The sequence below is a fragment of the Chroococcidiopsis sp. CCALA 051 genome (genome assembly GCF_003015105.1).
GTDB lineage: Bacteria > Cyanobacteriota > Cyanobacteriia > Cyanobacteriales > Chroococcidiopsidaceae > Chroococcidiopsis > Chroococcidiopsis thermalis.
Genome location: NZ_PYCI01000101.1, coordinates 1 through 24443, shown reverse-complemented (window position 1 = coordinate 24443; position 24443 = coordinate 1). Strand labels below are relative to the sequence as shown.

Annotated in this window: 19 protein-coding genes and 2 pseudogenes; 10 read left to right on the top strand and 11 right to left on the bottom strand. The window is 45.4% G+C overall.

Annotation, left to right across the window (positions count from 1 at the left end; genetic code table 11):
• Positions 1–39: 39 nt before the first annotated feature.
• Positions 40–840 (top strand): cell wall metabolism sensor histidine kinase WalK, encoded by an 801-nt coding sequence (locus tag C7Y66_RS21460; protein WP_106547152.1) that lies wholly within the window; start codon positions 40–42, stop codon positions 838–840.
• A 97-nt stretch (positions 841–937) separates the two neighbouring features.
• Here the strand turns inward: C7Y66_RS21460 and C7Y66_RS21455 are convergent, their stop codons facing one another.
• The 5 genes from C7Y66_RS21455 to C7Y66_RS21435 all read right to left on the bottom strand — a co-directional run bounded on the left by C7Y66_RS21455 (position 938) and on the right by C7Y66_RS21435 (position 3703).
• Complete coding sequence (locus tag C7Y66_RS21455) at positions 938–1105, bottom strand: metallothionein (RefSeq protein WP_071925448.1); 168 nt, start codon at positions 1103–1105, stop codon at positions 938–940.
• Between the two features lie 172 nt (positions 1106–1277).
• Complete coding sequence (locus C7Y66_RS21450) at positions 1278–1769, bottom strand: YajQ family cyclic di-GMP-binding protein (protein ID WP_106547151.1); 492 nt, start codon at positions 1767–1769, stop codon at positions 1278–1280.
• Between the two features lie 185 nt (positions 1770–1954).
• Entirely contained in the window at positions 1955–2377 is a 423-nt protein-coding gene (locus C7Y66_RS21445) for an MAPEG family protein (protein ID WP_106547150.1), read from the bottom strand.
• A gap of 5 nt (positions 2378–2382) precedes the next feature.
• Entirely contained in the window at positions 2383–2895 is a 513-nt protein-coding gene (locus C7Y66_RS21440; protein WP_015156156.1) for a DNA-processing protein DprA, read from the bottom strand.
• 280 nt (positions 2896–3175) lie between these two features.
• Positions 3176–3703 carry a PadR family transcriptional regulator gene (locus C7Y66_RS21435; protein ID WP_106547149.1) on the bottom strand — a complete coding sequence of 176 codons (528 nt, stop codon included), beginning with the start codon at positions 3701–3703 and terminating at the stop codon, positions 3176–3178.
• Positions 3704–3864: 161 nt separating this feature from the next.
• On the opposite strand from C7Y66_RS21435, the gene C7Y66_RS21430 reads away from it, so the two are divergent.
• Positions 3865–4245, top strand: a complete 381-nt coding sequence (locus C7Y66_RS21430; protein WP_106547148.1) for a monooxygenase family protein — start codon at positions 3865–3867, stop codon at positions 4243–4245.
• 7 nt (positions 4246–4252) lie between these two features.
• Here the strand turns inward: C7Y66_RS21430 and C7Y66_RS21425 are convergent, their stop codons facing one another.
• Positions 4253–5347: a phosphotransacetylase family protein gene (locus C7Y66_RS21425; protein ID WP_106218101.1), complete on the bottom strand. Its 1095-nt coding sequence runs from the start codon at positions 5345–5347 to the stop codon at positions 4253–4255.
• Between the two features lie 158 nt (positions 5348–5505).
• On the opposite strand from C7Y66_RS21425, the gene C7Y66_RS33065 reads away from it, so the two are divergent.
• On the top strand, positions 5506–5628 hold the full coding sequence (locus C7Y66_RS33065) for a hypothetical protein (protein WP_255410031.1): 123 nt from the start codon (positions 5506–5508) through the stop codon (positions 5626–5628).
• On the opposite strand, the pseudogene C7Y66_RS33470 reads toward C7Y66_RS33065, so the two are convergent.
• Positions 5585–5680: pseudogene (locus C7Y66_RS33470) on the bottom strand (TrkA family potassium uptake protein); the annotation flags it as partial. The gene C7Y66_RS33065 and the pseudogene C7Y66_RS33470 overlap by 44 nt on opposite strands.
• Positions 5681–5807: 127 nt before the next feature.
• Between C7Y66_RS33470 and C7Y66_RS21415 the strand changes: the two are divergent.
• Positions 5808–7958 (top strand): polyribonucleotide nucleotidyltransferase, encoded by a 2151-nt coding sequence (locus C7Y66_RS21415; protein WP_106547147.1) that lies wholly within the window; start codon positions 5808–5810, stop codon positions 7956–7958.
• A 116-nt stretch (positions 7959–8074) separates the two neighbouring features.
• Here the strand turns inward: C7Y66_RS21415 and C7Y66_RS21410 are convergent, their stop codons facing one another.
• Positions 8075–10690 (bottom strand): EAL domain-containing protein, encoded by a 2616-nt coding sequence (locus C7Y66_RS21410; RefSeq protein WP_199197557.1) that lies wholly within the window; start codon positions 10688–10690, stop codon positions 8075–8077.
• A 297-nt stretch (positions 10691–10987) separates the two neighbouring features.
• On the opposite strand from C7Y66_RS21410, the gene C7Y66_RS21405 reads away from it, so the two are divergent.
• The 3 genes from C7Y66_RS21405 to galE all read left to right on the top strand — a co-directional run bounded on the left by C7Y66_RS21405 (position 10988) and on the right by galE (position 13455).
• Positions 10988–11653 carry a gamma-glutamylcyclotransferase gene (locus tag C7Y66_RS21405; RefSeq protein WP_106547145.1) on the top strand — a complete coding sequence of 222 codons (666 nt, stop codon included), beginning with the start codon at positions 10988–10990 and terminating at the stop codon, positions 11651–11653.
• A 118-nt stretch (positions 11654–11771) separates the two neighbouring features.
• Positions 11772–12302 carry a GNAT family N-acetyltransferase gene (locus C7Y66_RS21400; protein WP_015156163.1) on the top strand — a complete coding sequence of 177 codons (531 nt, stop codon included), beginning with the start codon at positions 11772–11774 and terminating at the stop codon, positions 12300–12302.
• 154 nt (positions 12303–12456) lie between these two features.
• Positions 12457–13455 carry a UDP-glucose 4-epimerase GalE gene (gene galE, locus C7Y66_RS21395; protein WP_106547144.1) on the top strand — a complete coding sequence of 333 codons (999 nt, stop codon included), beginning with the start codon at positions 12457–12459 and terminating at the stop codon, positions 13453–13455.
• Positions 13456–13505: 50 nt separating this feature from the next.
• Here galE and C7Y66_RS32005 read toward each other — a convergent pair whose 3' ends face one another.
• Positions 13506–17147, bottom strand: coding sequence for a PAS domain-containing protein (locus tag C7Y66_RS32005; RefSeq protein WP_199197556.1), 3642 nt, complete (start codon positions 17145–17147; stop codon positions 13506–13508).
• Between the two features lie 127 nt (positions 17148–17274).
• Here C7Y66_RS32005 and C7Y66_RS33465 point away from each other — a divergent pair.
• A pseudogene (locus tag C7Y66_RS33465) lies at positions 17275–17349 on the top strand (oxidoreductase); the annotation flags it as partial.
• Position 17350: 1 nt separating this feature from the next.
• Here C7Y66_RS33465 and C7Y66_RS21370 read toward each other — a convergent pair.
• The gene (locus C7Y66_RS21370; protein WP_106547143.1) at positions 17351–18958 is read right to left on the bottom strand and encodes a serine/threonine-protein kinase; all 1608 of its coding nucleotides are present in this window, start codon (positions 18956–18958) and stop codon (positions 17351–17353) included.
• Between the two features lie 279 nt (positions 18959–19237).
• Here C7Y66_RS21370 and pheT point away from each other — a divergent pair, with 279 nt between their 5' ends.
• Positions 19238–21700: a phenylalanine--tRNA ligase subunit beta gene (pheT, locus tag C7Y66_RS21365; protein ID WP_106547142.1), complete on the top strand. Its 2463-nt coding sequence runs from the start codon at positions 19238–19240 to the stop codon at positions 21698–21700.
• Between the two features lie 163 nt (positions 21701–21863).
• Positions 21864–23186 (top strand): guanine deaminase, encoded by a 1323-nt coding sequence (guaD, locus tag C7Y66_RS21360; RefSeq protein ID WP_106547141.1) that lies wholly within the window; start codon positions 21864–21866, stop codon positions 23184–23186.
• 33 nt (positions 23187–23219) lie between these two features.
• Here the strand turns inward: guaD and C7Y66_RS21355 are convergent, their stop codons facing one another.
• A complete protein-coding gene (locus tag C7Y66_RS21355) occupies positions 23220–24122 on the bottom strand; it encodes an ABC transporter ATP-binding protein (protein ID WP_106547140.1) in 903 nt (300 codons plus the stop codon).
• Positions 24123–24443: the final 321 nt, after the last annotated feature.

The window sequence follows — 24443 nt, the reverse complement described above, 5'->3', positions numbered from 1 at the left end:
AGATGTGTATAAGAGACAGAATCCACACAGCCATTAGAAATGATTTTGGCTCGGCTGCGGCTCTGGCTTGGCTGTCAGGGAATCGCTATTTTATTTATCTTTAGTATCAGTGGCGTTCACCTCAGTCAGTGGAACTCCCAGCCGCTACAACAAAGCTTTCGACAGCTCAAACAGACTGTTACGAATATATCTCATTATCTCCGCCACCCGTTGACGCGAATTACCTTAGCGATCGCACTGCTAGCAGGAGAAGCAGAATCAGCAATACCACTCGATCGGCAAAAATTAACGATCGTTGCTAACGCTACTGACGAACTAGAGCATCTGGTAGAAGATTTACTGATTTTGACTCGGAGCGAGGTAGCACTTTTACCAACTGAGTTAGAGACAGTAAATATTCGCTTAGAAGAATTGCTTTTACCTATATTAGAACAGTTCGATGCCCGTGCTACGTCACAAGGTATTGCTTTTCAAGCTCAATTGCTACCTGGTTTATCTGTGCGGGGAGATCCAATTCATTTGAGTCGTTTATTCTCAAATTTACTGGAGAACGCGATCGCTTATACGGAAAAAGGAGGTAGTATTTCTCTCGCAGTACGCAAGTCTAAACGTAAAGCGATCGTTTCAGTTGAAGATACAGGTATTGGTATTCCACCAGAGCATCATGCTTCAATATTTCAGTGGTTTTGGCGCTCCGAACAAGCGCAACAACAGCAAAAGGGTTTGGGATTAGGTTTGGCAATTGCTCAAGCAATTGTGAAGCAGCACGGAGGCGAAATAGCTGTTAAGAGCCAAGTTAACGTTGGTAGTTGTTTTCAGGTGATTCTACCCTTACTTTAATTAAGAGTAGAAAACTTTCATTTCCTACTCTCTTTTAACACAGTAATGGAAGCTACTAGATATGTAATGTTTATACAACCCGAAATTCAAAATCAGATCAGCCGCAACCGCAACCAGTGTGACCGCAGCCACTACTACCATCGGGATGACCGCTAGCACAGGCTTCACTACAGTAAGCCTTGCCATCTTTTTGAATCGCGTCCTCTAAGGAAACAACGCACAAGCAATTGTCACAAGCACATTTCATTGAAGTTACTGTCGTCATAGTTTTAATCCTATTCACCTCTCCCATCAGGATAACATATGAACATATATTCAGATGTTTTTTAAGAAAAGTTCACCTAAGCTAAAGTTCACCTAAGCTGTTATCCAGGGAAAGAACTGTTTCCTTGAAATCGAACCAACACAAACCAAGTTTGATTTTTGACTTTTGACTTTTATCGATAATTGGTGAATTGTAGAGCTACAGGATAATCTTCTTGCTTCAAGCGTCCCATTACAGCTTGCAAGTCATCTTTAGATTTCGCTGACACCCGTACAGCATCACCTTGAATTGAAGCTTGCACTTTTTTAAACTCATCGCGGATCAATTTAGAGATTTGTTTGCTAATTTCTTGACTGATGCCCTTCTTGAGCTTAATTTCTTGCCGGACGCGGTTACCACTAGCAGATTCCACTTTGCCGAAATCGAAAATTTTCTGAGATAGTTGACGCTTTGCAGCTTTTTCGCGCAGTATAGTATGAACGGATTCGAGCGTAAATTCGCTATCGGTGTTGACAGTAATCGTATCTTCACCTAACTCTACTGTCGTTTGAGTATCTTTGAGATCGTAACGGCTTTTAATATCGCGGCTAGTCTGATCGACAGCATTAACTAGTTCTTGGCGATCGAAGTCGCTGACAATATCGAAGGAAAAAGTAGAAGCCATAAGAATGAGGGGCTAGAGGCTATAGAAAGACAAGGAAGAGGGGGAGACAAGGGAGACAAGGGAGAGGGGGGAGACAAGGGAGACAAGGGAGAAAGAAATTTAAAATATCCACACCCTACACCCTACACCCTACACCCTACACCCCACTTACCACTAGTCACCAGCCACTAGCCACTAATAACTGGTCACTGATAACTAGTTGCTTGTAGGATGCTAGTAACAAACAAGATACCAGAGCAAAGACTACCGATCGCAAACATCAGCGATCGCGCTAAGGGGATGTTAGCTATGTAGAATATCGAGTAAAACAATCGCACTACCACAAAGGCGATCGCCGCTCCCACAGCCAAGGTAGAATCAACTCCCGTAACATATGCCATCAATGCGGCTGGCGCAAAAATGGTGAAATTCTCAAATGAATTTTGATGCGCCCAAGCTGCTCGTTGCGCGTAGGGTGGTAGCTTGTCAAACATAGCACGAGGAGCTGCCATATCGTAGCCAGCTTGCACTCGTCCGTAACCGACAAGGAGAAACGGTACATAAACCAGTACTGCTGCTACTGCAATACAGAAGAGAAAAATTGCTGAAGTAGGGAGTTGTGAGTTCATCTCGATCAGTCAAGGTAGAACAGCGTCACGATCTTCCTTTGATCTTCTGCCTCTTGGCAAGTTTGCAAAAGCGTGCGGCTATCGTGGAAAGCAAAGCAGATTAGCTGTTGGCAACGAGAAACGATCTCTTGGTTGCATACAGCACTAGCTTCTGCCAAAGACATTTGGTCGTTTTTGGCGTTTTCTACTAAATGCATCACCTTTTCTAACTGCTGGCGCGATTCCAGAGGTTGACGCTCTAAACTTTGTGGCAGAATTACAGTCAACATATTCGCATCGGCACGCATCGCACCGCGAATAGCAGCTGAATTTGTCCCCGTCGCACCGGAAGTTATAATCCGATTACCCGACAGAACCAGAGCGTAGCTCATCATTTCGATTAAGTGCTGATGAGTCAGGGGGACGTGACGCGACCCCAGTAAAGCAATTCGTTTTGCGCCCGTTTGCTGAATCGTTGCCAACTCTTGGGCAAGGGTATCGACATCGGATACATTGATAGACTGGCTCTGCTCGATCAAGGACGTAGGTTCGGATACACAACCTAGTTATTCTAGCAGAGAACAGTTATTAGTTATCAGGGAAGAATGGTAATTGGTAATTGGGAGTTATCAGTGGCGAGTAGCAGGAGGTTAGTTAATTGTGAATTGCAAATTGCGTAACGCTAAACGCTGCGCTATACTGCGTGAACGCTTCGCCTTTGGCTAACATGTAGCTTGTTTTCCCATAGGGGAAACGCTTTGTCGAAGACTAGGGCTAGTGTAGCGCAGCGTAAAAGTGCGAATGGCGAATTGTCCCCTGCTATTTAAGTAACTCTATTGCTCGATCGATCCAAGACAGCCAGTGAGTTTCGTAACTAATACCATTCAGGAGAGTGAGGTATTGAAACTTTTCGATTTCGGATAGTATTTGCGGATTGCTAAAGTACTTTTGCTCTATAGCTTTGTATGCTGCCAGCTTTTCCTGATGCGCTTTTTGATGACGCTTCAACTCGATCGCGATCGCTTGAGGAGCGACATAACCAGCAAAAATTTTGACTAATAAATCGTCCTTGATTGGTGAAGCCTCTGAGGGGGAAGCTATCCAAGACTTTAGCTGTTGTTTGCCTATTTCTGTCACATAGTAAAGCTTTTTATCTGGTTTTCCTGTTTGAAGCACAGTTTCGCCTGCAATCCAGCCTTGTTGTTCTAATTTGGATAATTCTCGATAAATCTGCTGGTGACTTGCTGCCCAGAAGTAGCCAACTGAGCCATCAAATTGTTGGGCTATATCGTATCCGCTTAAGGGAGTATCAATTAATCTGGCGAGGATCGCGTGCGTTAAAGCCATAATATTTCTTTACTTTACTTATGCAAAAAAGTGCATATGATAATAGTATATTCAACTAATTGCATATTAACCGATCTGCAATGGCTGTAGAGACATTACATGCAACGTCTCTACTGGTCAAAATTAGTCGATCGACCACCAATTAATGAGGTGATTCTCGTATGAGTTATTCAATATATCAAGTTGAGTTACCAGAAAACCCCGAAGCGATCGCCTTTGTGAACGGTTTCTTGGCACGCGATCGCGCAGGCTTGATTTGGATGTGGAAAAATCTCTTGTGGATTAAGAACACCACAGCAACGGCTGATGGCTGCGTGCAAGTTAAAGCAGGGATTTGCGCTGCTAATGAAGTTGTGATGGTAAGTTATTGGCGATCGCCGCAAAGCTTGCAAGCATTTTTCAGAGGGAAATTTCATCGCCAGATGATGCAATTTGTTGCCAAGCATCCCGAGAGTTTGTGTTTATATAACGAGACATATCAACCTATAGCAAGTGGTAAATACTCGCACGAACCGCAGGGAATGGCAACTATTTATGGATAATTTAGATCTAAGGCAAAGCAACAGCAGGGCTGAGGTCGAGTTGAGATAATAAGCGATTAAAGTCAAAATGTTCTGTCATTAACTGACGGATGCATTCAACTTTGAAGGGTTCGTGCAGGCGCACTTGTCCGAACGTGCGATCGACGATCTCTACTGTAGTTAACGTATCGAGATCGACCGAGAGGATGGGAATTTCGAGTTCTTCTGCTTTACTAAGGATAAAAGTTGGTGCGGGAAGCTTGCCCGTTAGAATGAGGCATTGAGTAGAACTTTCCAAAGCTGCTAATTGAATTTCAACGCGATCGCCTCCCGTGACGACAGCCATATTTCGCCGCTGTCCGAAATATCTCAACGCTGAGTTGACATTCATAGCTCCAATTGCCAAACTTTCTACCATCAGATCGAGGCGATCGGCACGGCAAAGGACATCTGCTTTTAACTGATTGACTAATTCTCTAACGCTGACACTTCTGAGTAAGCGATTGCTAGGCAGCATTCCTAAAACTGGAATACTGCGTTTTTCTAGATAAGGACTGACTTCTGCTGCTACAGCTTCCATCTGTTCGAGAGGAATATCATTCAGTAGCACGCCAATTAAGCGATCGCCCAAGCGCCGTCGTGCCGAAATCAATGGTTCCACAGAAAACGCCGATTTGTAGCGAGACACTAGTAGAATTGAAGCATTAATAATTTCAGATACTTGCAGCATTCGCAGATCGAACAAACTGCCCTCTTCCAGAGTTCCCGGTCCTTCCAAGACTGTCAGATCGCCTGCTGGAAGTTGCAGATATTGCTTCAGGCGTTCGCGGTAGTCGATGTTGTCTTCTCCTCGCAAGCGTTTGCCAATGGCATTTTCGTCCAAGGATAAGATTGTGGGAAATACCCGCTGTGGTGGGAGTTTCAGTAGTTTAGTCACAAACTCAACATCAGCATCAGCGATCGCGGCTGTGGTATCTTCACTAAAACAGCTACCCAAAGGTTTGCCGTAGGCAAGATCCAGCCCCATTTGTTGCAATCGATGAGATAGACCTAATACAGTGGCAGACTTACCACTGTAAGTCTCAGTTGAACCAATTAGCAAAAACTTAGCAGCCTTCGACACCCACCCACTCCTAACCCCAGTCAGGGAAACAAATCAACTTTTATACTATTTTAATTAAGTAGAACTAAATGAAAAATGTATTTTTGCTAAAGCAATGAAAAGAGCAAGCGATCGGATTTAATAGTGACTAGTGACTGGTGGCTAGTGGCTAGTGGCTAGTGACCAGTTACCAACTACCAACTACCAGTTACCAGTTATCTAACAACCATCACTACCGATTCGATCGCGCTTCTGCACAATCATCTGTACCATTCGTTCTGCACCAATGGAAGCAGGCATAATCACGCGATCCGCACCAGCTAATTTGAATTTCTTTTCTGTCGAGGGATATTTCTAATACAGGTGTCCTGCCAAAACCCGCCCCTACGACTCCCCTTCTTCCGTGACAACCCACTAGAGGTATATCGGTGCTAGGATTGCGACAGAATCAGAATAGCGATTAAGAAGGACAAAAAACTAAATGGTAGAGATGGATAGGTCAATATCCTTCGATGGAAGGGATATTCGACTTAGAGTAGGTATGTTAGCCCCTCAAGCTGGGGGAGCAGTGTTAATTCAATCAGGCGATACAGCAGTTTTAGTTACTGCAACCCGAAGTACAGCCAGAGAAGGCATTGATTTTCTTCCCCTGACGGTAGATTATGAAGAAAGACTCTACGCTGTCGGTCGAATTCCAGGTGGTTTCTTGCGGCGTGAAGGTCGTCCGCCAGAAAAGGCGATTCTGACGAGTCGCTTGATCGATCGCCCCTTGCGTCCGCTGTTTCCTGGTTGGCTGCGGGACGATCTGCAAGTCGTGGCGACGACTCTGGCAATGGATGAGTTAGTCCCGCCGGACGTGCTAGCGGTAACGGGTGCATCAATGGCGGTGATGCTGGCACAAATTCCTTTTAATGGACCAATGGCAGCCGTGCGCGTCGGCTTGGTAGGGGATGATTTTATTATTAACCCTACCTATGCTGAAATTAAAGCCGGAGATTTGGATCTGGTGGTAGCAGGCACTCCAGACGGCGTGATTATGGTAGAGGCTGGAGCTAACCAGCTATCAGAACAGGATATGGTTGAGGCGATCGATTTCGGCTACGAAGCCGTGCGAGATTTGATCGCTGCTCAACAAGACTTTCTCAAGGAGTTAGGGGTCGAACCGCCACAAGTCACACCGCCAGAAGTGGATTCTACTTTAACAGACTTCATTCGCGATCGCGCCCAAACTCAAATCAAACAAATTCTCTCGCAGTTTGAGCTTGACAAAAATAGCCGCGATGCTGCCCTTGATGAAGTGAAAGCAGCTGTTGCCGAAGCGATCGCCGAACTGCCAGAAGAAGATCCGGTAAAGGTGATTACGACTACCGAAAGCAAAGCACTGGGTAACACTTTCAAAGATTTGACCAAGCAATTGATGCGACGGCAAATTGTTGAAGATGGCGTGCGGGTTGACGGACGCAAACTAGACGAAGTACGCCCTGTTTCCTGTAGAGTGGATGTTTTACCCAAGCGGGTTCACGGTAGCGGTTTATTCAATCGAGGTCTGACGCAGGTTCTGTCTGCCTGTACTTTAGGGACACCAGGCGATGCTCAAAACTTGTCTGACGATCTGCAAGAAGACCTAGAAAAACGCTATATCCATCACTACAACTTTCCACCCTTCTCGGTTGGGGAAACAAAACCTCTGCGCGCCCCAGGTCGGCGGGAAATCGGTCACGGAGCCCTAGCAGAACGTGCCATCCTGCCCATTTTACCACCCAAAGCTGATTTTCCCTACGTCATTCGCGTAGTGTCGGAAGTCCTCTCTTCTAATGGTTCTACGTCGATGGGTTCGGTCTGCGGTTCCACTCTTTCCCTGATGGATGCAGGCGTTCCGATTCTCAAACCCGTGAGTGGGGCGGCGATGGGACTGATTAAAGAAGGTTCCGAAGTCCGCGTCCTGACTGATATTCAGGGGATTGAAGACTTCTTGGGCGATATGGACTTTAAAGTGGCTGGAACGGATACAGGAATTACAGCCCTGCAAATGGACATGAAAATTTCTGGGCTGCCCCTGGAAACGATCAAGCAAGCCATTGACCAAGCGCGTCCCGCACGGATGCACATCTTGGAAAAAATGCTTCAGGCGATCGACCAGCCGCGTAGCGAAATGTCAGCCTTTGCCCCGCGTCTGCTGACAATTAAGATCGAGCAAGATCTGATCGGCATGATTATCGGACCTGGTGGCAAAACAATTAAAGGGATCACCGAAGAAACTGGAGCCAAAATCGATATTGAAGACGATGGCACGGTGACTATCTCTGCGGTGGATGAGAGCAAAGCGAAAAAAGCTCGTAACATCATTCAGGGAATGACCCGCAAGCTACAAGAAGGAGAAGTCTACGCTGGTCGCGTGACTCGAATTATTCCCATTGGCGCGTTTGTGGAATTTTTGCCTGGAAAAGAAGGCATGATCCACATTTCTCAACTGGCTGACTATCGTGTAGGGAAAGTTGAAGACGAGGTCACAGTTGGCGATGAAGTGATTGTCAAAGTTAGAGAGATCGATGGCAAAGGTAGGATCAATCTGACTCGCTTGGGCATTCATCCCGACCAAGCAGCCGCAGCGCGAGAAGCAGCTGTGAAGTAAACAGGAGTCAGGAGTCAGGAGTCAGGAGTCAGAATAATTTGTAATTATCTGCCTGTGTTTCCTTGCTCTTGCTCTAACGGTTTTTGTACAAAAGAATAAAGTGCGATCGCCTCAATTCACCACCGTGGATTTGTCACGATCAATGCCTCTGCTGCTGAAGCTTCTAGTGGCATAGAGAAAAAATATCCCTGTCCGTATCCACAGTTCAACTCTCTCAACCGGGCTAATTGCTCTGCTGTTTCTACTCCTTCTGCTGTCACGTCTACGTCAAGCTTTTGGGCAAGCGTCACGATTGTTTCAGTGATTTCTAGACTGACCGCACTAGTCCCGATATTGCTAACAAAAGAGCGATCGATTTTCAACATATCGATCGCAAAGCGGTGAAGACGACCTAAAGATGAATAGCCAGTGCCAAAGTCATCAACGAGCAACCGAATTCCCATCGCTCCGAGTTGCGAGAGCATGACACTTGCCGCTTCATCATTCTGCATAATCGCATTTTCTGTAATCTCTAGCTGTAGACTAGAAGCATCTAGATGAGTCTCCTGTAGGACTCGATCGATGTGCTGTAGCAGCTCAGCTTGCCCAAACTGGGGAGTACCAAGATTGACGTTAATGGTTAAGGATTGAATTGCTCTTGAGGAATCACTCGCGGCGCTTTCCTCGTCAGCTGGGCTAGATAAGAATTGCTCTTGCCACTGTTGAAGTTGGTGACAAGCTTCTCGCAGCACCCACTGGTCTAGAGAAATACCCAACCCGATTTCTTCTGCAATGGACATGAACTCGGTGGGGTAAACCAGACCTCGATTTGGATGCTGCCAGCGGATTAGCGCCTCAAAGCCTACAATTCTACCAGTTTGCAGCGATACGATCGGCTGATAGTGAATCCGAAACTCCTGACGCTCAATCGCTCGTCGCAGCTCCGTTTCCATCTGCAAGCGTGCGATGGCGCGATTGCGCATCTCTGGGTTGAAGATCTCGTATCGCGCTTTACCTAAGCTCTTGGCTCGGTACATAGCGATGTCAGCGTCGCGCAGTAGGTCTTCTGGATGGTTATTACTTGTCGTCCTCAGGACAATGCCAATACTTGCTGTCGTAAATACCTCTTGTCCGCCTAGATTGAAGGGCAATGTCAGTTGGGCTTGTATTCGTTCGGCGACTTGGATAGTGTCGCTGATGTCATCAATACCCTCAAGCAAGATGGTGAATTCGTCTCCCCCAAGTCTCGCCGCCGTATCTATAGGGCGTATGCAAGCTTCTATTCTTCTAGCAATAGCTATGAGAAATTCATCTCCAAGTGTATGCCCGAGACTATCATTGATTACTTTAAAACGATCTAAGTCAAGGAAGAGGACAGCAAATAGATAATCTTCATCTCGTTTACTATATTCCACCGCACGCTCTAGGCGATTCATGAATAAAGCTCGATTGGGTAAACCAGTGAGGGCATCGTGAAACGCATTGTGCAGCAGTTGCTCCTCTGCGTGCTTACTCTCTGTAATATCTCGACAAATTACGTGCAACTCCGTAGGCGTTCCATCTTGGTCAAATAGTAGTTGGCTGCGTTCGCGAACCCACACAACCGAGCCATCTTTACGAATTTTGCGCAGTTCATTTTCACTAGTGACCAACCTTTCCCTCAAGACTCTATCCAACCACTGTTGAGCCAACTGCCAATCTGGTTGGTAAATCGTCAGCCAAATCGGTCTGCCGATCAATTCTTGTTTGCGGTAGCCTAGAAAATCAGCACCAATCTGATTGATCGATCTAATAATTCCATTAACTGCGATCGAGGCATAGGAATCGGGAGCAGAATCGTACAAATTTTGATATTGTTGCTGACTCTCTCGCAGTGACGCTTCTACTCGCTGGCGTTCTGTAACCGCAGCACCCACAAGCAAACCCGTGTATGAAACTGTCATCAAGCAAAACTGTAAGGCTAATGTATTATTCCCAGAGCGAATGTAAACTAGGAGCGTGACACCAATATTGATGATTAAAACTGCCAGCACTGCTCGCTCGAATCCGTGCCGCACTGCAATCCAAATCAACGGCAAAAACACAAAATAGCTGTATTCTAAAGATAATCCTGGTGGAAATCCATAACCGAGCCAGATAGCGAAAATTAAAGCAGTCAGATCTATGCTGTAATCTAGCACCGCTTGACTCCTCAACCGAGCTGAGCCGATCTGCTGCGTCGGTCCTTCTTGAGTATCCTGCCACTTAGCCTCAGATGCTAGGCGTAACAAAAGTAAAAGCGGCGGCGCTAACATCGCAATGCCAGTAGCCTCTCCAGCCCATTCGCGGATGACTTGCACCGTCCATTGAGACCAAGAAAGACTGCCAGCTGCTGCTAACGTCGTTACATATAGCCCAGAAACTACAAGCGATGTGATAAAGGTGACAATAGTAAATCTAAAAACGTCCCGAAAACGGCGGAGGTATGGATCGATGTGTAACTTGTGCAGCAACAAAGCACTGGCTAGACTGTAGCCTAGCATTATCCAGATAGCACAGAGTAACACGTATAACGGAGCAATGTTTAGTGGACTCACCACTAACATATGTAGTAACGGAATGAGCAGCAACTCAGGGGTATAGCGCAGACCAAACCCCAACAAAAGCACGAAGTGAAGTCCGGCTGATGGCTCCCAAGGGCTGATAGCTGCCGCCGTGTCAAAGACAGCGGCTAATTCTTCTAGACCTAGCCCAGCTAAAACGTAAACCGCCACAAGCAGTAGAGTACGCAGACTTGAGGGGAGATGTCGCAGCCATCTGAATAGTCTTGGGAAAATGTGCCAGTTGTTACGCCCTATTCTCACTACCTCACCCGCTTTCCACTACTTAGATAGTGTATGGTTCTGTTGGTTAACTTGAATCTAGCTACTTACGTAGAAATGCTTCAAAACCGCAGCAAGATGATTTGGTAGACATCTTAGACTTATTGCAAATGCGCTTTCTTGAGTTTTATCTGCAACAGGTCTATTGTAGGATGGTTGAAGTCTGAGGCAGTTCTTCTCGCCGTTGCTATGATTCTCACCCGCGCCTATCTCGAATCAGGGCTGCTACAAAAAGCGATCGCTCAATCTAAATTGGGAAAACTCCTGCTAAGCGAGGCGGAGTTGCAGGCATCTATTCAACAAACTTTAGCACGACAAAAACCCAATTCTGATATTTGGTTGTTTGCTTACGGTTCTCTGATTTGGAACCCAATTTTTCATTTTGCTGAATATCGCACTGGTACGATTTACGGTTTGCATCGCCGTTTTTGCCTCTGGACTCCCCTCGGTCGCGGTACGCCGGATAACCCTGGTTTGGTTTTGGGACTCGATCGCGGTGGTAGTTGTCGCGGCATTGCCTACAGAATCGCTGCGGCTCATGTCATGTCGGAATTAACCATCGTCTGGCGGCGAGAAATGATTGTTGGTTCCTACGTTCCTACTTGGGTCAAGTTTTATCACGATAAGCAAGTTGTAGAGGCGATCGCTTTTGTTGTGAATCGGCATCGTTCGGGCTACGCGGGTAATATTTCTTTTGACGCTACTGTTGATACTCTTGCCACTGCTAAGGGAGAACTCGGTTCTAGTGCTGATTATTTGTTTCAAACTGTAGATGGTTTAAATAGTGTCGGAATTCATGACAAGCCGCTGTTACGTTGGCGCGATCGCGTGATTGCTAAGCAACAAGGGATTTAATGTCACCTCATGATGCAAAGCGATAACTGAAATCTTTTGGTTCGATCGCAATATACTGGTAGGGGCGCACAGCTGTGCGCCCCTACTACGGATTGTGTATTTCATGCTACCAAAGGCTATGACTACCATTGCCCAAACCGATCGCCTCACGATTCGTAGCTGGATTCCTGAAGAGGATGCAGAATCGGCTTTTCAAATTTATAGCGATCCAGAAGTGACGCGATTTATTAAAACTAAAACTACTAGTACTGAAGACGCAATTAAACTACTTCAACGCTGGGTAATATTATCGACTCAACTTAATGGTGGAGGCTTTTGGGCAGTTGTAAGTAAAGCAACGCCTGAAATTCTCGGTACGATTATTCTCATTCCCTTGCGAGATGAAGCAGAACAATGGACACAAGATTATGAAATCGGTTGGCATCTCAAGAAGTCTGCTTGGGGAAATGGATACGCCACGGAAGCAGCCAGGGCAATTCTTAACTATGGATTTAATATTCTAAAATTACCCACAATCTACTCAGTTGCTAGACCCGAAAATACAACTTCAATTCGCGTGATGCAAAGATTGAACATGATACCAATTGGACGGACTCATAAATACTACAAGATGGAACTTGAGATGTTTAAATTGGGCAAACTCACATAACAGATACTTAGCGCTGGAACGGGTAATGATTAAGCCAGGAGACAGAAGACAGAAGTAGTTTTTCTCCCCCAGCTCCCTCAACTCTCTTCCCTGCTCCCTGACAACTAAATAATCAGTTACATTAAAAGATTGTTGCAGCAAAGGGGAGAAGAGAATGTCGTCTGTAAAACCCACAATCTTAGTTACTGGTGGAGCGGGATATATTGGTTCCCACGCAGTATTAGCACTCAAACGAGCTGGATACGGCGTAGTCGTTCTCGATAACCTAGTCTACGGTCATCGCGATTTAGTCGAACAGGTTTTACAAGTGGATTTGATTGTTGGTGATATTAACGATCGCCCCTTACTAGACGAATTATTTGCTAAGTACGACATCGCCGCTGTCATGCACTTTTCTGCTTATGCATATGTGGGCGAATCTGTCACGACCCCAGATAAATATTATCGTAATAACGTCGTTGCCACGCTCACCTTACTAGAGGCAATGCAGGCTGCATCAATCGATAAATTCGTTTTCTCTTCTACTTGCGCTACCTACGGCGTACCTAAAACAGTGCCGATTCCCGAAGACCATCCCCAAAGTCCAATTAATCCCTACGGTGCGACTAAATTGATGGTAGAGCGAATTTTAGCTGACTTTGATGTTGCCTATGGCTTCAAATCTGTCTGTTTTCGCTATTTTAATGCTGCTGGTGCAGATCCAACTGGATTGTTAGGAGAAGACCACGATCCAGAAACTCATCTAATTCCTTTGGTACTGCAAACAGCTTTAGGTAAACGCCAGTCTGTCTCAATCTTTGGGACTGATTACGATACTCCTGATGGAACTTGTATTCGCGATTACATCCACGTTAGCGATTTAGCCGATGCTCATATTCTGGGTGTGGAATATCTGTTACAAGGTGGAGATTCAACAATTTTTAATTTAGGTAACGGTAATGGTTTTTCAGTTAGAGAAATCATCGATACTGCCAAGCAAGTTACGGGAAGAGAAATTAAAGTTGTAGAAAGCGATCGCCGCGCTGGAGATCCGCCTGCACTCGTTGGTAGCGGTGAAAAAGCCAGAAAAATTCTGGGTTGGAATCCCCAATATCCACAGATAGATAAAATTATCAGTCATGCTTGGAACTGGCATCAAAAACGACACGCATAATAACTGAATAGCGTCATCGAGATGAATTATTTGTTACATTGGGAGCGATCTCAAGAACGAGTTGTCGAAACAAGCTCCGCGATCGCTTTCACCAATTCATCAGGGTCTACAGGTTTAGGCAAATGCAACTGAAATCCTGCGGTAATTGCTTTTTGTTGGTCGTATTCTCCAGCATAAGCAGTTAGGGCAATTGCAGGAATTGACAGCGATCGAGGCTGCACCATACTTCTAACTTTTTCTAACAGCATGTAACCATCCATCAGCGGCATCCCAATATCGCTCAAAATGATATCCGGCACTTGTTGAGACAAAGCCACTAGTGCATCTTCTGCCGAACTCACGACCGTCGCTTCTGCTCCATGCTGTTGTAACACGCAAGTCACATACTCTCGCATATCTGGATCGTCGTCTACTGCTAATACGCGCACGCCTTGCAGCGGAAGCGGTGAGTGATGGGTAGTGCGTGGTATGTGATGAATTGATTCTGACTCCCGACTCCCTTCCAACAACGGTAATGTCACAGTAAACGTAGCTCCCTGTCCTTCCCCCAGACTATCTACGCCAACCGTACCACCGTGTAATTCTACCAAGTGACGTACAATCGCCAGTCCCAAGCCCAATCCGCCAAAAGTCCGAGTTGTACTGCTATCGGCTTGGCGAAAGTAATCGAATACATAAGGCAGAAAATCAGGACTAATGCCTTTGCCAGTGTCGGAAACTTGGATTTGGACAAAGTTGGTAATTGGTGATTGGTAATTGGTTGTGGATGAGTGGCTAGTGGCTGGTGGCTGGTGGTTAGAATTACTCCCTGCTCCCTGCTCAAGTTGGAGCGAAATCTCGACTCGTCCGCCAGCAGGAGTAAATTTAACCGCATTAGATATCAGATTCCATGCCACCTGTTGCAATCGTCCTGAGTCCCCTAGAACTAGGGGAGTCGGGAGTGGGAGAGTGGGAGTCGGGAAGTTTTGGATTTTAGATTTTGGATTTTGGATTGTAATTGCTGCTTCCTTGTCTCCCTTGTCCCCCTTGTCCCCCTTGTCTTTCCCAGTTCCCTGCTCCCAGCTCGTCCCTGCTCCCTCAAAAACTAAATGAATCTGCTTCGCTTCAGCACTTAGTTGCACCGTTTCCATTGCAGCTCGGATCGTACTGACGAGATCCACCGGGACGAATTTTAATGCCAGTTTGCCTCGGAGAATGCGGGAGACATCAAGCAGATCGTCTACGAGTTGGGCTTGAAGTTTGGCATTGCGCTCGATAGTTTCTAAGGCGCGGTTTCTTGCTGCTTCATTATATTGACGCGATCGCAACAATTTTGCCCAACCAAGGATCGGGTTGAGGGGCGATCGCAATTCGTGGGATAGTACGGCTAAAAATTCATCCTTAATCCGATTTGCGGATTCTGCTACCTCTCTTGCAACTTTTTCAGCAGCGTACAACCGCGATCGCTCCAGAGCTTGGGCGCATTGCCGTGCAAGTGTCATCATAAAGGCACGTTCTGCCACATCGAAATCGCGGGGTTGGTTGAAACTTAGCCCTAAAGAACCGATTGTTCGCCCTTCGATTGTCAATGGTAAGCTGGCAATTGCTTGAGAACCAGAAGCAATATATGTCTCGGCGAGACTCGGATAAAGCTGTTGATATTCAGCAGGCGATCGCGCGATGACCATTTCCCCCGTGCGGATTGCATCGGTGAGGGGAAGTGGTGTCGTTAGCGGTACGCGCCGATAGGGGGCAATTTCTGCTTCCTGGTAGCCAATCGAGCAGACAATCTCTACCGTTTTACCATTTTTATGCAGCAAACCGATCCAGCCTCTTGTGGCATTGAAGGCAGCTAGTCCTTGATGCAGTAAAATTTCTCTGACTTGCTCTGTCGTTAATGCTTGAGCTAGAGCCGCAGTCAAATTTTGTAATTGGTAAACTCGCTGGATATTTAACTCTGCAAGTTGACGTGCCGCTTGCTCCTGCTGCAACAGGCGATCGCGCTCTAGTTCGGCACGTTTGCGATCGGTCATATCGCTGACTAAAGAGACAAACCCCTCTACCTGTCCTCGACTGTCGAACTGAGGAATATAAACTGCTTCGATGTAACGCACTCCACCATCTTGATAGGGAACTTGACTTTCGTATCTGACTGCTTGCCCTGCCAGTGCTTGCTCTACATAAGGGCGAATTTTATCGTAAGCAGCTTCGCCTAAGACTTGCCGTATATGCCTGCCACAAATTTCTGTAGCGGGATGACCGAACCATTGTTCGTAAGTGCGGTTCACAAAGCGATAGCGCTGGTTAAGATCGACATAGGCAATCAGCGCGGGTACGGTGTTGGTAATTAGGCTTAATTCAGCTTCCCGTTGACTCAGTGATGTTTGAGTTTGTTTGAGTTGAGTGATATCGACTACAGTTGCACCTACACCCAATGTCTGTCCGTTTGCCAGACAAACGGGATAAAAATTGACCAGAGAATGGCGATAAACTCCTGGGGAATTTGTTTCACCGCTAAGTTCTTGATTAAGCAGTGGCTCTCCCGTTTGCATCACTTGCCGCAAAACTGGTTCTAGCGTATCGCCCCACGCTGGTAGCACTTCTCGCACGCTGCGATGGAAGTGGTCTTTGAGGGGGATGCCATTAATGTCTGCCAAAGCTTGGTTGACGTGGACGTAGCGGAGATCGGTGTCTAAAAAAGCTAAACCGACAGGAGAACTAGCTAACCAAGTATCGATCAATGCCAGGGTTGCTTCTTGTCGTTGCATTGCTTGCTTTAATTGGCGATGCAAGCGAGAGTTTTCCATTGCCAACCCGACGCGCCGTCCCAGTTCCTCCGCTAAGGTTAAATCTTCGTTACAGTAATGACGCTGAGAAGTTGTCAGCATCAGCGACAGTACGCCAAACACTTCTCTACCTGCAATCAACGGTACGCAAATCGCAGATTTAATCCCTAGTTGCCGAAAAAATTGCAACTGCTCGGCATCTCGCGCCATAGCTACATAGTTGGCATCTGTGACTTCAGGAATTAATTCCGATCGCCCTGTATGAAAAACTCTAGTAATTGGGTGTGTTTGGTCGTTTAAATCTAAGGGATAGGTAGCTGTCAGTTGACGCACCAAGTCTGCTTGTGCGGGATCTGTAGCTTGAACGGCAGCCAAAGGATTAATCGCCATGTCTGCGGGGAGAATATCGACAGTGCAGAGATCGGCAAATTCGGGAATAGTCAGTTCTACAACCGATCGCAATGTTGTTTCATAGTCGAGGGAAGATGTGAGTACGGTGTTGGCACGATCTAAAAAAGCCAATCTTTGTTGCATTGCCTCTGCTTGAGCTTTGGCTTTCTGTTCTCGCTGTCGGTCGATCTCTGCTCTGTGCTTTGCTATGCGTAACTCCTCGCACAGATAGCTAATCATGACTCCTTGTAAGGCAAACAATCCTAGCCGCAGCAAGTCGGGCAGGTCAACTATAAATGTATAAGTCGGGTAGTGAAAGAAGTAATTGCTGAATAGAATCGATAAGACAGTTGCTACTATTCCAGGTTTTAACCCTCCATACCAAGCCGCGATCGCTACTGCCCCATAAAACAGCAAAAACGGAGTTTTTGTCATTCCCAGCCAAGAGTCTAGCCCCAACATGAGCGCCAGAGCTAGCATTACGGCAAGGATAGCAACCCCGTAGGAAGCAATCTGGGAGCGGGTAACTTTTGGCATGGAATGCTTAGAGGTATCTATTGCATACCTTAGTTAGCTGCTATCTTCCACCATATGACGGATGAATCGCTTTCTCTATTCTTCCTGAGATAGATTTTGGGTTGCATAAAGCAGATAAAATTCGGATCTAATTTCTGATGATGCCAAATTCATCTCTGGCACAACACTTAAAGTGGATGAAGCTTACTCAGCAGCAATTTAAACTATCCCCTTCTGTTAGGTTTTTTAGTAAACCAATCAGTCTTAGCTAGTGCCAGCTGATCGTCAGAAAGAGTCGCACCAGTTAGATTAGCACCGCACAAATTTGCGCCTCTGAGGTTAGCATTGCTCAAATAAGCACCGCTTAAATCTGCACCACGTAAATCAGCTCCCGACAAATCGGTATAACTCATGTATGCTTTGGTCAATACGGCATTTCTCAGATTGGCTTGACTGAGACAAGCTTGCCCAAAATCACCGTTACACAAAACTGCTTCTTGCAAGTTTGCGCGATCGAGCCTGGAAGCGTAACATTTAATACCTGCAAGATTTTTTCTCCGTAAATCGATCGCGCTCAAGTCTTGAGAGGTAAAATCTCTTCTGCCATTGATGTATGCGTTTAGTAAACTGCCAGAATCTAAACGCTCCGCTTCTTTGGATTTTAATTTGGTTGGGCTAGGGGTTTTTACGGTTGTTACGGCATTTGCTCTAGCCGCAACTGGCTGTTGGCGAGTCATTTGAGTATTTACACCAGTCGTAGCACCCAACTCGCGTCGCGCCCGAATATTCTGAGCTAATGCTGCTACATACTGCTGATGGGAATTCAAGCCAGAATAAACTGGTTGCGAAGGTTGAGATGGTTGGGAAGCAGGGGTACTCGTAGGGCGGGAGCGAACTTGCGTAGCCATTCCAGACGAGATGCTGTCGAAGTATGGTTCCATCTCCAATGCTTTGAGGACTTCATCAGCCGATTGATAGCGGTGGCGGACGGAAGCCTCAACCATTTTCCGCAACACGGTAGTTAGGTGCTGACTAATTCTGACTTCTTGCTCCCAGAGCATTTCACCTGTAGAAGGGTGATAGTCAAAATCTTTCGGAGATTTTCCAGTTAAGAGAAAAATACAGGTGATGCCCACAGCATAAATATCGCTGGCGTAGACTGGACGCATGGCGATTTGTTCTGGTGGTGCAAAGCCATTCGTCCCCACAGAAAAAGCAGTCAGGGTGGTATTTTCGATTTGGCTGCTATAGGTTTTGCTCACTTGATTTTTGACCGCACCAAAATCAATCAAGACGAGTCTGCCATCTTCACTGCGGCGGATCAAGTTATTGGGCTTGATGTCTCGATGGATAACTTGTTGCGAGTGAATGTATTTTAAAATTCCTAAAATTTCACTTAAAAATTGCTTGACTCCAGCTTCGCTCATTAGACCTTTACGTTTGATCTCTTGCTGGATGGTTAAACCGTTGACGAATTCTTGAACTAGATAAAATTCTCGATCGGTTTCAAAATAGTCTAATAATCTTGGCACTTGGGGATGATTGCCAATTTTGCCAAGGGTTTGTGCTTCTCTGGCGAATAATTCCCGCGCCATTGTCAAAACTTCAGGAGTATTGATTGAAGGGCGCAGTTGTTTGATAACGCACCAGGGTTGTCCGGGTAAACTATCATCTTGAGCTAAGAAGGTTGCACCAAAGCCACCTTGGGCTAGTGCTTGCGTCACGCGGTAGCGATCGCGCAGTTTTTGCAGGGGCGACCCACAAGACTGACACTGTGCGACAGAATTTGGGTTTTCTGGAGACTGGCAAGTTGGATTTAAGCAGTAGCTCATAACAGACTCGACGTTGCACAATGGACGCAAACAATAGAAGCAAACAGAATTGTTACACTCTGAATCAATTATTCAAATAAAAATTGACTTTTACTAGGTTAGTCTTGCGGAGAATCGTTGAAGAATTGCTAAAGTTATCGGCAGCAATATCGGGTAATTGTGAGTTTTGTTTAAACATCAATTAGCCAGCTGTTGGACTAGGGGGTAAAAGCACGTAGGTTTTGGATCGAGAATTTTGTAAGATAGATGAGCTGCGATTGAAACAAGCAAACACACTCCATGCGTATCTCTTTGAACTGGCTGCGAGAAATAGTCGATATCACGATGACTCCAGAGGAGTTGGCTCATACGCTCACTATGGCTGGCTTCGAGGTGGAAGAGATCGAAGACCGTCGTACTTGGGCTGATGGTGTCGTCATCGGCAAAGTGCTGGAGTGTCAGCGCCACCCTAACGCTGATAAATTGAGCGTTACGAAGGTCGATATTGGCAAAGGTGAACCTTTAAATATTGTGTGTGGCGCACCGAATGTACGTGCAGATATCTATGTAGCAGTTGCTACCGTCGGCACTTACTTACCTAAAATTGACGTGAAAATTCGCGCTGCCAATCTGCGGGGAGTGCGTTCCGAAGGCATGATTTGTTCCCTAGCAGAACTAGGACTATCGAAAGAATCTGCTGGTATCCATATTTTTGATGAAGTAGGGGCGCACAGCCGTGCGCCCCTACAGTTGGGTGATGACGTTCGCCCCCTTCTAGGTTTAGACGACACAATTTTAGACTTGACAGCAACGGCAAATCGTGCCGATGCGCTGTGCATGGTAGGGATTGCACGGGAAGTAGCGGCTTTAACTGGAGCAACGCTGAGATTACCACAACCAGATACTTTATCGATTCCGACAACAGAGGGATTAGCGATCTCCGTTCTCCAACCGCAAGCTTGTCCGGCTTATATTGGTACTGTGATTGAAGGAATAAAAATTGCACCTTCTCCCGAATGGTTGCAACAGCGCTTGCAAGCAGCAGGAATGCGACCGATTAATAATGTGGTGGATGCGACCAACTACATTATGTTGGAGTGGGGACAACCGCTACACGCATTCGATCGCGATTCTTTATGTAGAGACGTTACATGTAACGTCTCTACAATTACCATTGGCGTTCGCTTTGCTGAATCGGGAGAAAGTTTAAAAACTTTAGACGGACAAAGCCGCAACCTGACAAGTCAAACTCTGCTGATTACCGCTAACGATCGACCCGTGGCTTTAGCTGGAGTGATGGGAGGAGAAGCAACGGAAGTTGGCGACACAACTCAAAATCTATTATTAGAAGCAGCATTATTTGATTCTGTGGCGATCCGTCGTTCAGCGCGCAGTTTGGGGTTGCGTACAGAAGCTTCGGCAAGGTACGAGCGCGGCGTGAATTATGCTGAATTAGAATTAGCCTGTCGTCGCGCCATTAGTTTAATCCAGCAAATAGCTGGGGGTACAGCGGTAAGTCAGCAAATTGCCGATCGCAGACCGGATATGGGTACGCTGTCGCGATCGATCCAACTGCGCCTCGATCGCGTCAATCAAATTTTAGGCTTAGTCGATCTTGGCGATACGGATGGAGAATTGCAGCCAGACGAAATGCAACAAATCTTGACGGCGTTAGGCTGTCAAGTCACACCAGACGCAGAAAAAGAGCGCGTCTGGATCGTTACCGTACCACCTTATCGCTACCGCGATCTAGAGCGGGAAATCGATTTAATTGAAGAAATTGCCCGCGTTTACGGTTACGATAAATTCTGCACCACGTTGCCAGAAGCAACAGAATTTGGCTTTCTTTCGGTCGAACAACAGCTAACGCGGCAAATCCGAGAAGCAATGCGGGCAGCAGGATTAACAGAGTTGATGCACTATTCTTTGGTGAAACCAGGGGAAGATCGGCAGGTGGTGCTGGCTAACCCTTTATTTGCGGAATATGCAGCCTTACGGACGGATTTGATTGCTGGTTTAGTTGATGCCTTCCAATATAATTTGGAACAGGGAAATGGGGCGCTCAATGGTTTTGAAATTGGGCGAATCTTTACTCAAGATGAAGCTGGGATCGATGAAATGGAGGCGATTGGAGGGATTTTAGGTGGCGATCCAACGCAAGGTAAATGGGTCAGCGCCGGACGCGATCGCCCTATGAGTTGGTATGAGGCAAAGGGTATATTAGACAGCGTATTTCAGCGTTTGGGATTGTTGATTGAATATCAACCCAGCCGACAAGATACGCGCTTGCACCCAGGACGAACGGCTTCTTTGTGGTTGCAAGGAAACCGCTTAGGTGTCTTCGGACAGTTGCATCCCCAGTTACGGCAAGAAAGAGGTTTACCGGATGAGGTTTATGTTTTCCAACTCGATTTAGATTTGCTATTTGATGCTTTGGATGTAGAGGAAATGCTCGTTCCTCGCTTCAAACCTTATTCTACTTATCCAGCCGCCGACAGAGATATTGCTTTTTTTGCCCCCGTAGATGTCTCGGTAGCAGAATTAGAACGGGCGATCGCTCATGCAGGTGGTCAGTTACTAGAGTCGGTAGAATTATTTGATGAGTATAGGGGTCAAGGTGTTCCTACCGGACAAAGAAGTTTGGCTTTTCGATTAGTTTATCGGGCAAGCGATCGCACTTTGACCGATGCAGAAGTAGAACCCGTGCATCAAAAAGTCAGAGAATCTCTAGTAGAGAAATTTAGTTTGAATTTGAGAAGTTAATCGTAGGGGCGCACGGCTGTGCGCCCGTACTAGGAAGCGAACGTTTCCCGTGTAGAGACGTTACATGTAACGTCTCTACACGGACAATCAATTTTACGATTCATCTAGGATTGCTATAGAACGGCGATCGCTAAGCAATAACTACATTCATCAGAGATTCTTTATGTCATCTCTTAAGGCTTTTCGTAGCTCGTTTCTAGATTTTATTGCCGATCCATTCTACGTATCTGAATTAGAAAGCGTGCGCTATATTCCTGATGGATTATTAGTTTTAGAAGATGGCAAAATTAAAGAAATAGGAACCTACGATAGCCTCCAGCACAAATACAAAGAAATTTCAATAACTGCTTATCCTGGGATGCTGATAATGCCAGGATTTATTGACACTCACGTTCACTTTCCCCAACTAGAAATCATTGCCGCCTACGGGGAACAATTACTAACGTGGTTGAACAAATATACATTTCCTACTGAAGGGAAATTTAAAGATAAAACCTATGCTCAAAAAGTAGCAGCTATCTTTCTCGATGAATTATTGAAAAATGGTACGACAACAGCATTAGTATTTGCTACCGTTCATCCTGAATCTGTAGATGCTTTTTTTGAGGAAGCTAACCGCCGCCATCTACGAACGATCGCTGGTAAAGTGATGATGGATCGTAACGCTCCAGATTTTCTCACCGATACCGCAGAAACATCATATCAAGAAACAAAAGCTCTCATTCAGAAATGGCATAAAAAAGACCGCTTGCTTTATGCTGTAACTCCCCGCTTTGCCATAACTTCAACCAACGAGCAATTACAAATTGCTGGAAGACTTTTACAAGAATTTCCCGATGTTTATTTGCATACTCACATATCAGAAAATGTAGATGAAGTTGCATTTGTCAAGCAATTATTTCCAGAAAGTCAGGGTTATTTAGACGTGTACGATCGCGCTGGATTAGTAGGCGATCGCTCTGTGTTTGCCCACGGAGTCCACTTAACTGATGCAGAGTTTCATAGATTATCTCAAGCAAATGCCGCGATCGCATTTTGTCCGACATCAAATTTATTCTTAGGTAGTGGACTATTTAGAATTGAAACAGCTAAATCAAAAGATTGTCCTGTGAAAGTTGGTTTAGGTACAGATGTAGGTGGCGGAACGAGTTTATCTCTTCTACAAACCGCAAACGAAGTATACAAAATCGCTCAACTAAGGCAACAAAAGCTCTCACCCTTTCAAACACTATTTTTAGCAACTTTAGGAGGAGCAAAAGCACTCAATTTAGAAGATAAAATTGGTAATTTTAATCCTGGTAAAGAAGCAGATTTTGTTGTCTTAGATCCGCGTGCTACACCATTAATGGCATTTCGTAATTCTGACGCAACTCCAACATCTTTAGCAGAATTAGCAGAAAGAATATTTACCCTAGTCATTATGGGAGACGATCGCGCTATACATGCTACTTATATTATGGGAGGATTGGTAATGGGTAATGGGTAATGGGTAATAGGTCATTTGTATTTTCACTACTCACTAGCCACTAGCCACTGATTTAGTCACTTCTAAATAAATATATTCTAGTCGCACGGGTTGACGAGAAATAGCATTAAGAGGAATGCCTTCAAAGAGAGAAATAATTTCTTTTAAATCTAAAGATTCTGGGAGCCAAAAAGCAAGATCTCTGCCATAGTAACGATAGTTAAAACCTAATTCTATTGCCCGGGCGATCGCTTTTTCCGCTTCATCTGTCTGCACGATAATAATTTCTTCAGCAGATATATGTTGACGTAATTGAGCTAAACTACCCTCAGCGACAATTTGACCATTTTTCAAAATTCCAATTCTGTGACAAAGACGTTCGGCTTCTTCTAATAAATGAGTGGTGAGTAAAATAGTAGTCCCTTGACGTTGGAGTTGTAGAATTAAATCCCAAATCTCGTAACGCGCCTCTACATCTAAACCTGTGGTTGGTTCGTCTAAAATAACTAATTTGGGTTGATGAACTAAAGCGATCGCCATATTCAATCGCCGTTTCATGCCTCCACTGAGTTTTTCTACAGGAGTTTTTGCCCAGTCTAATAAGTTGACAGCAGCTAAACAAGACTGAATTTGCTGCTTTCTTTGCTTAACTGAAATACCGTAAAGCTGGGCAAAAAAATTAAGATTTTCCGTGCAAGTTAAGGTTTTGTAGAGTAAATTTTCTTGGGGGACAATACCAATAATTTTCTTGGTAGCATCAGAAACTGCTCGATCGCCGATCTTAACTTCTCCGCTATCTGCTTGTAGAAGATTACAAATAATATTTATTACAGTTGTTTTTCCTGCTCCATTTGCCCCTAATAAACCGTAAATTTCTCCTGGTAAGATATGCAAAGTTAGGTCTTGCAATATTCGTCTTTTTCCGTAAGATTTATTAAGCTTCTGGATTCTTAACATGAGCAATCTTAGGAGCGAACAGTAAAGTAGGGCGGATAATCCCAACCCTACTTAATCTTGCAGAAAAAGTGGGCAGAGTTCACCCTATCAAATTAGATGAAAAAAGTAAATATCGATCCGCTCGATTGTATTTAAATTGTAATTATAGGAGCAGTTGCCGATTAAGCGTCGATTGAATCGCTGCATCTCTATACTTGCTTCTTGTCTCTTTTGGTACTTACCTGTATTCGACAGACAGTATAAAATTGCAATTCATATACTTTACTTGTCTCCTTTTTGAGTGGTGGGTGAAGAAAGGGTGTAGGGTGTGGAGTGTGGGAT

Excerpts from the sequence above, each read along its gene's own strand:
- C7Y66_RS21460 (WP_106547152.1), top strand. The coding sequence starts at position 40 with ATGATTTTGGCTCGGCTGCGGCTCTGGCTTGGCTGTCAGGGAATCGCT.
- C7Y66_RS21455 (WP_071925448.1), bottom strand. The coding sequence starts at position 1,105 with ATGACGACAGTAACTTCAATGAAATGTGCTTGTGACAATTGCTTGTGC.
- C7Y66_RS21450 (WP_106547151.1), bottom strand. The coding sequence starts at position 1,769 with ATGGCTTCTACTTTTTCCTTCGATATTGTCAGCGACTTCGATCGCCAA.
- C7Y66_RS21445 (WP_106547150.1), bottom strand. The coding sequence starts at position 2,377 with ATGAACTCACAACTCCCTACTTCAGCAATTTTTCTCTTCTGTATTGCA.
- C7Y66_RS21435 (WP_106547149.1), bottom strand. The coding sequence starts at position 3,703 with ATGGCTTTAACGCACGCGATCCTCGCCAGATTAATTGATACTCCCTTA.
- C7Y66_RS21430 (WP_106547148.1), top strand. The coding sequence starts at position 3,865 with ATGAGTTATTCAATATATCAAGTTGAGTTACCAGAAAACCCCGAAGCG.
- C7Y66_RS21415 (WP_106547147.1), top strand. The coding sequence starts at position 5,808 with ATGGTAGAGATGGATAGGTCAATATCCTTCGATGGAAGGGATATTCGA.
- C7Y66_RS21405 (WP_106547145.1), top strand. The coding sequence starts at position 10,988 with ATGATTCTCACCCGCGCCTATCTCGAATCAGGGCTGCTACAAAAAGCG.
- C7Y66_RS21400 (WP_015156163.1), top strand. The coding sequence starts at position 11,772 with ATGACTACCATTGCCCAAACCGATCGCCTCACGATTCGTAGCTGGATT.
- galE (WP_106547144.1), top strand. The coding sequence starts at position 12,457 with ATGTCGTCTGTAAAACCCACAATCTTAGTTACTGGTGGAGCGGGATAT.
- C7Y66_RS32005 (WP_199197556.1), bottom strand. The coding sequence starts at position 17,147 with ATGCCAAAAGTTACCCGCTCCCAGATTGCTTCCTACGGGGTTGCTATC.
- C7Y66_RS21370 (WP_106547143.1), bottom strand. The coding sequence starts at position 18,958 with ATGAGCTACTGCTTAAATCCAACTTGCCAGTCTCCAGAAAACCCAAAT.
- pheT (WP_106547142.1), top strand. The coding sequence starts at position 19,238 with ATGCGTATCTCTTTGAACTGGCTGCGAGAAATAGTCGATATCACGATG.
- guaD (WP_106547141.1), top strand. The coding sequence starts at position 21,864 with ATGTCATCTCTTAAGGCTTTTCGTAGCTCGTTTCTAGATTTTATTGCC.
- C7Y66_RS21355 (WP_106547140.1), bottom strand. The coding sequence starts at position 24,122 with ATGTTAAGAATCCAGAAGCTTAATAAATCTTACGGAAAAAGACGAATA.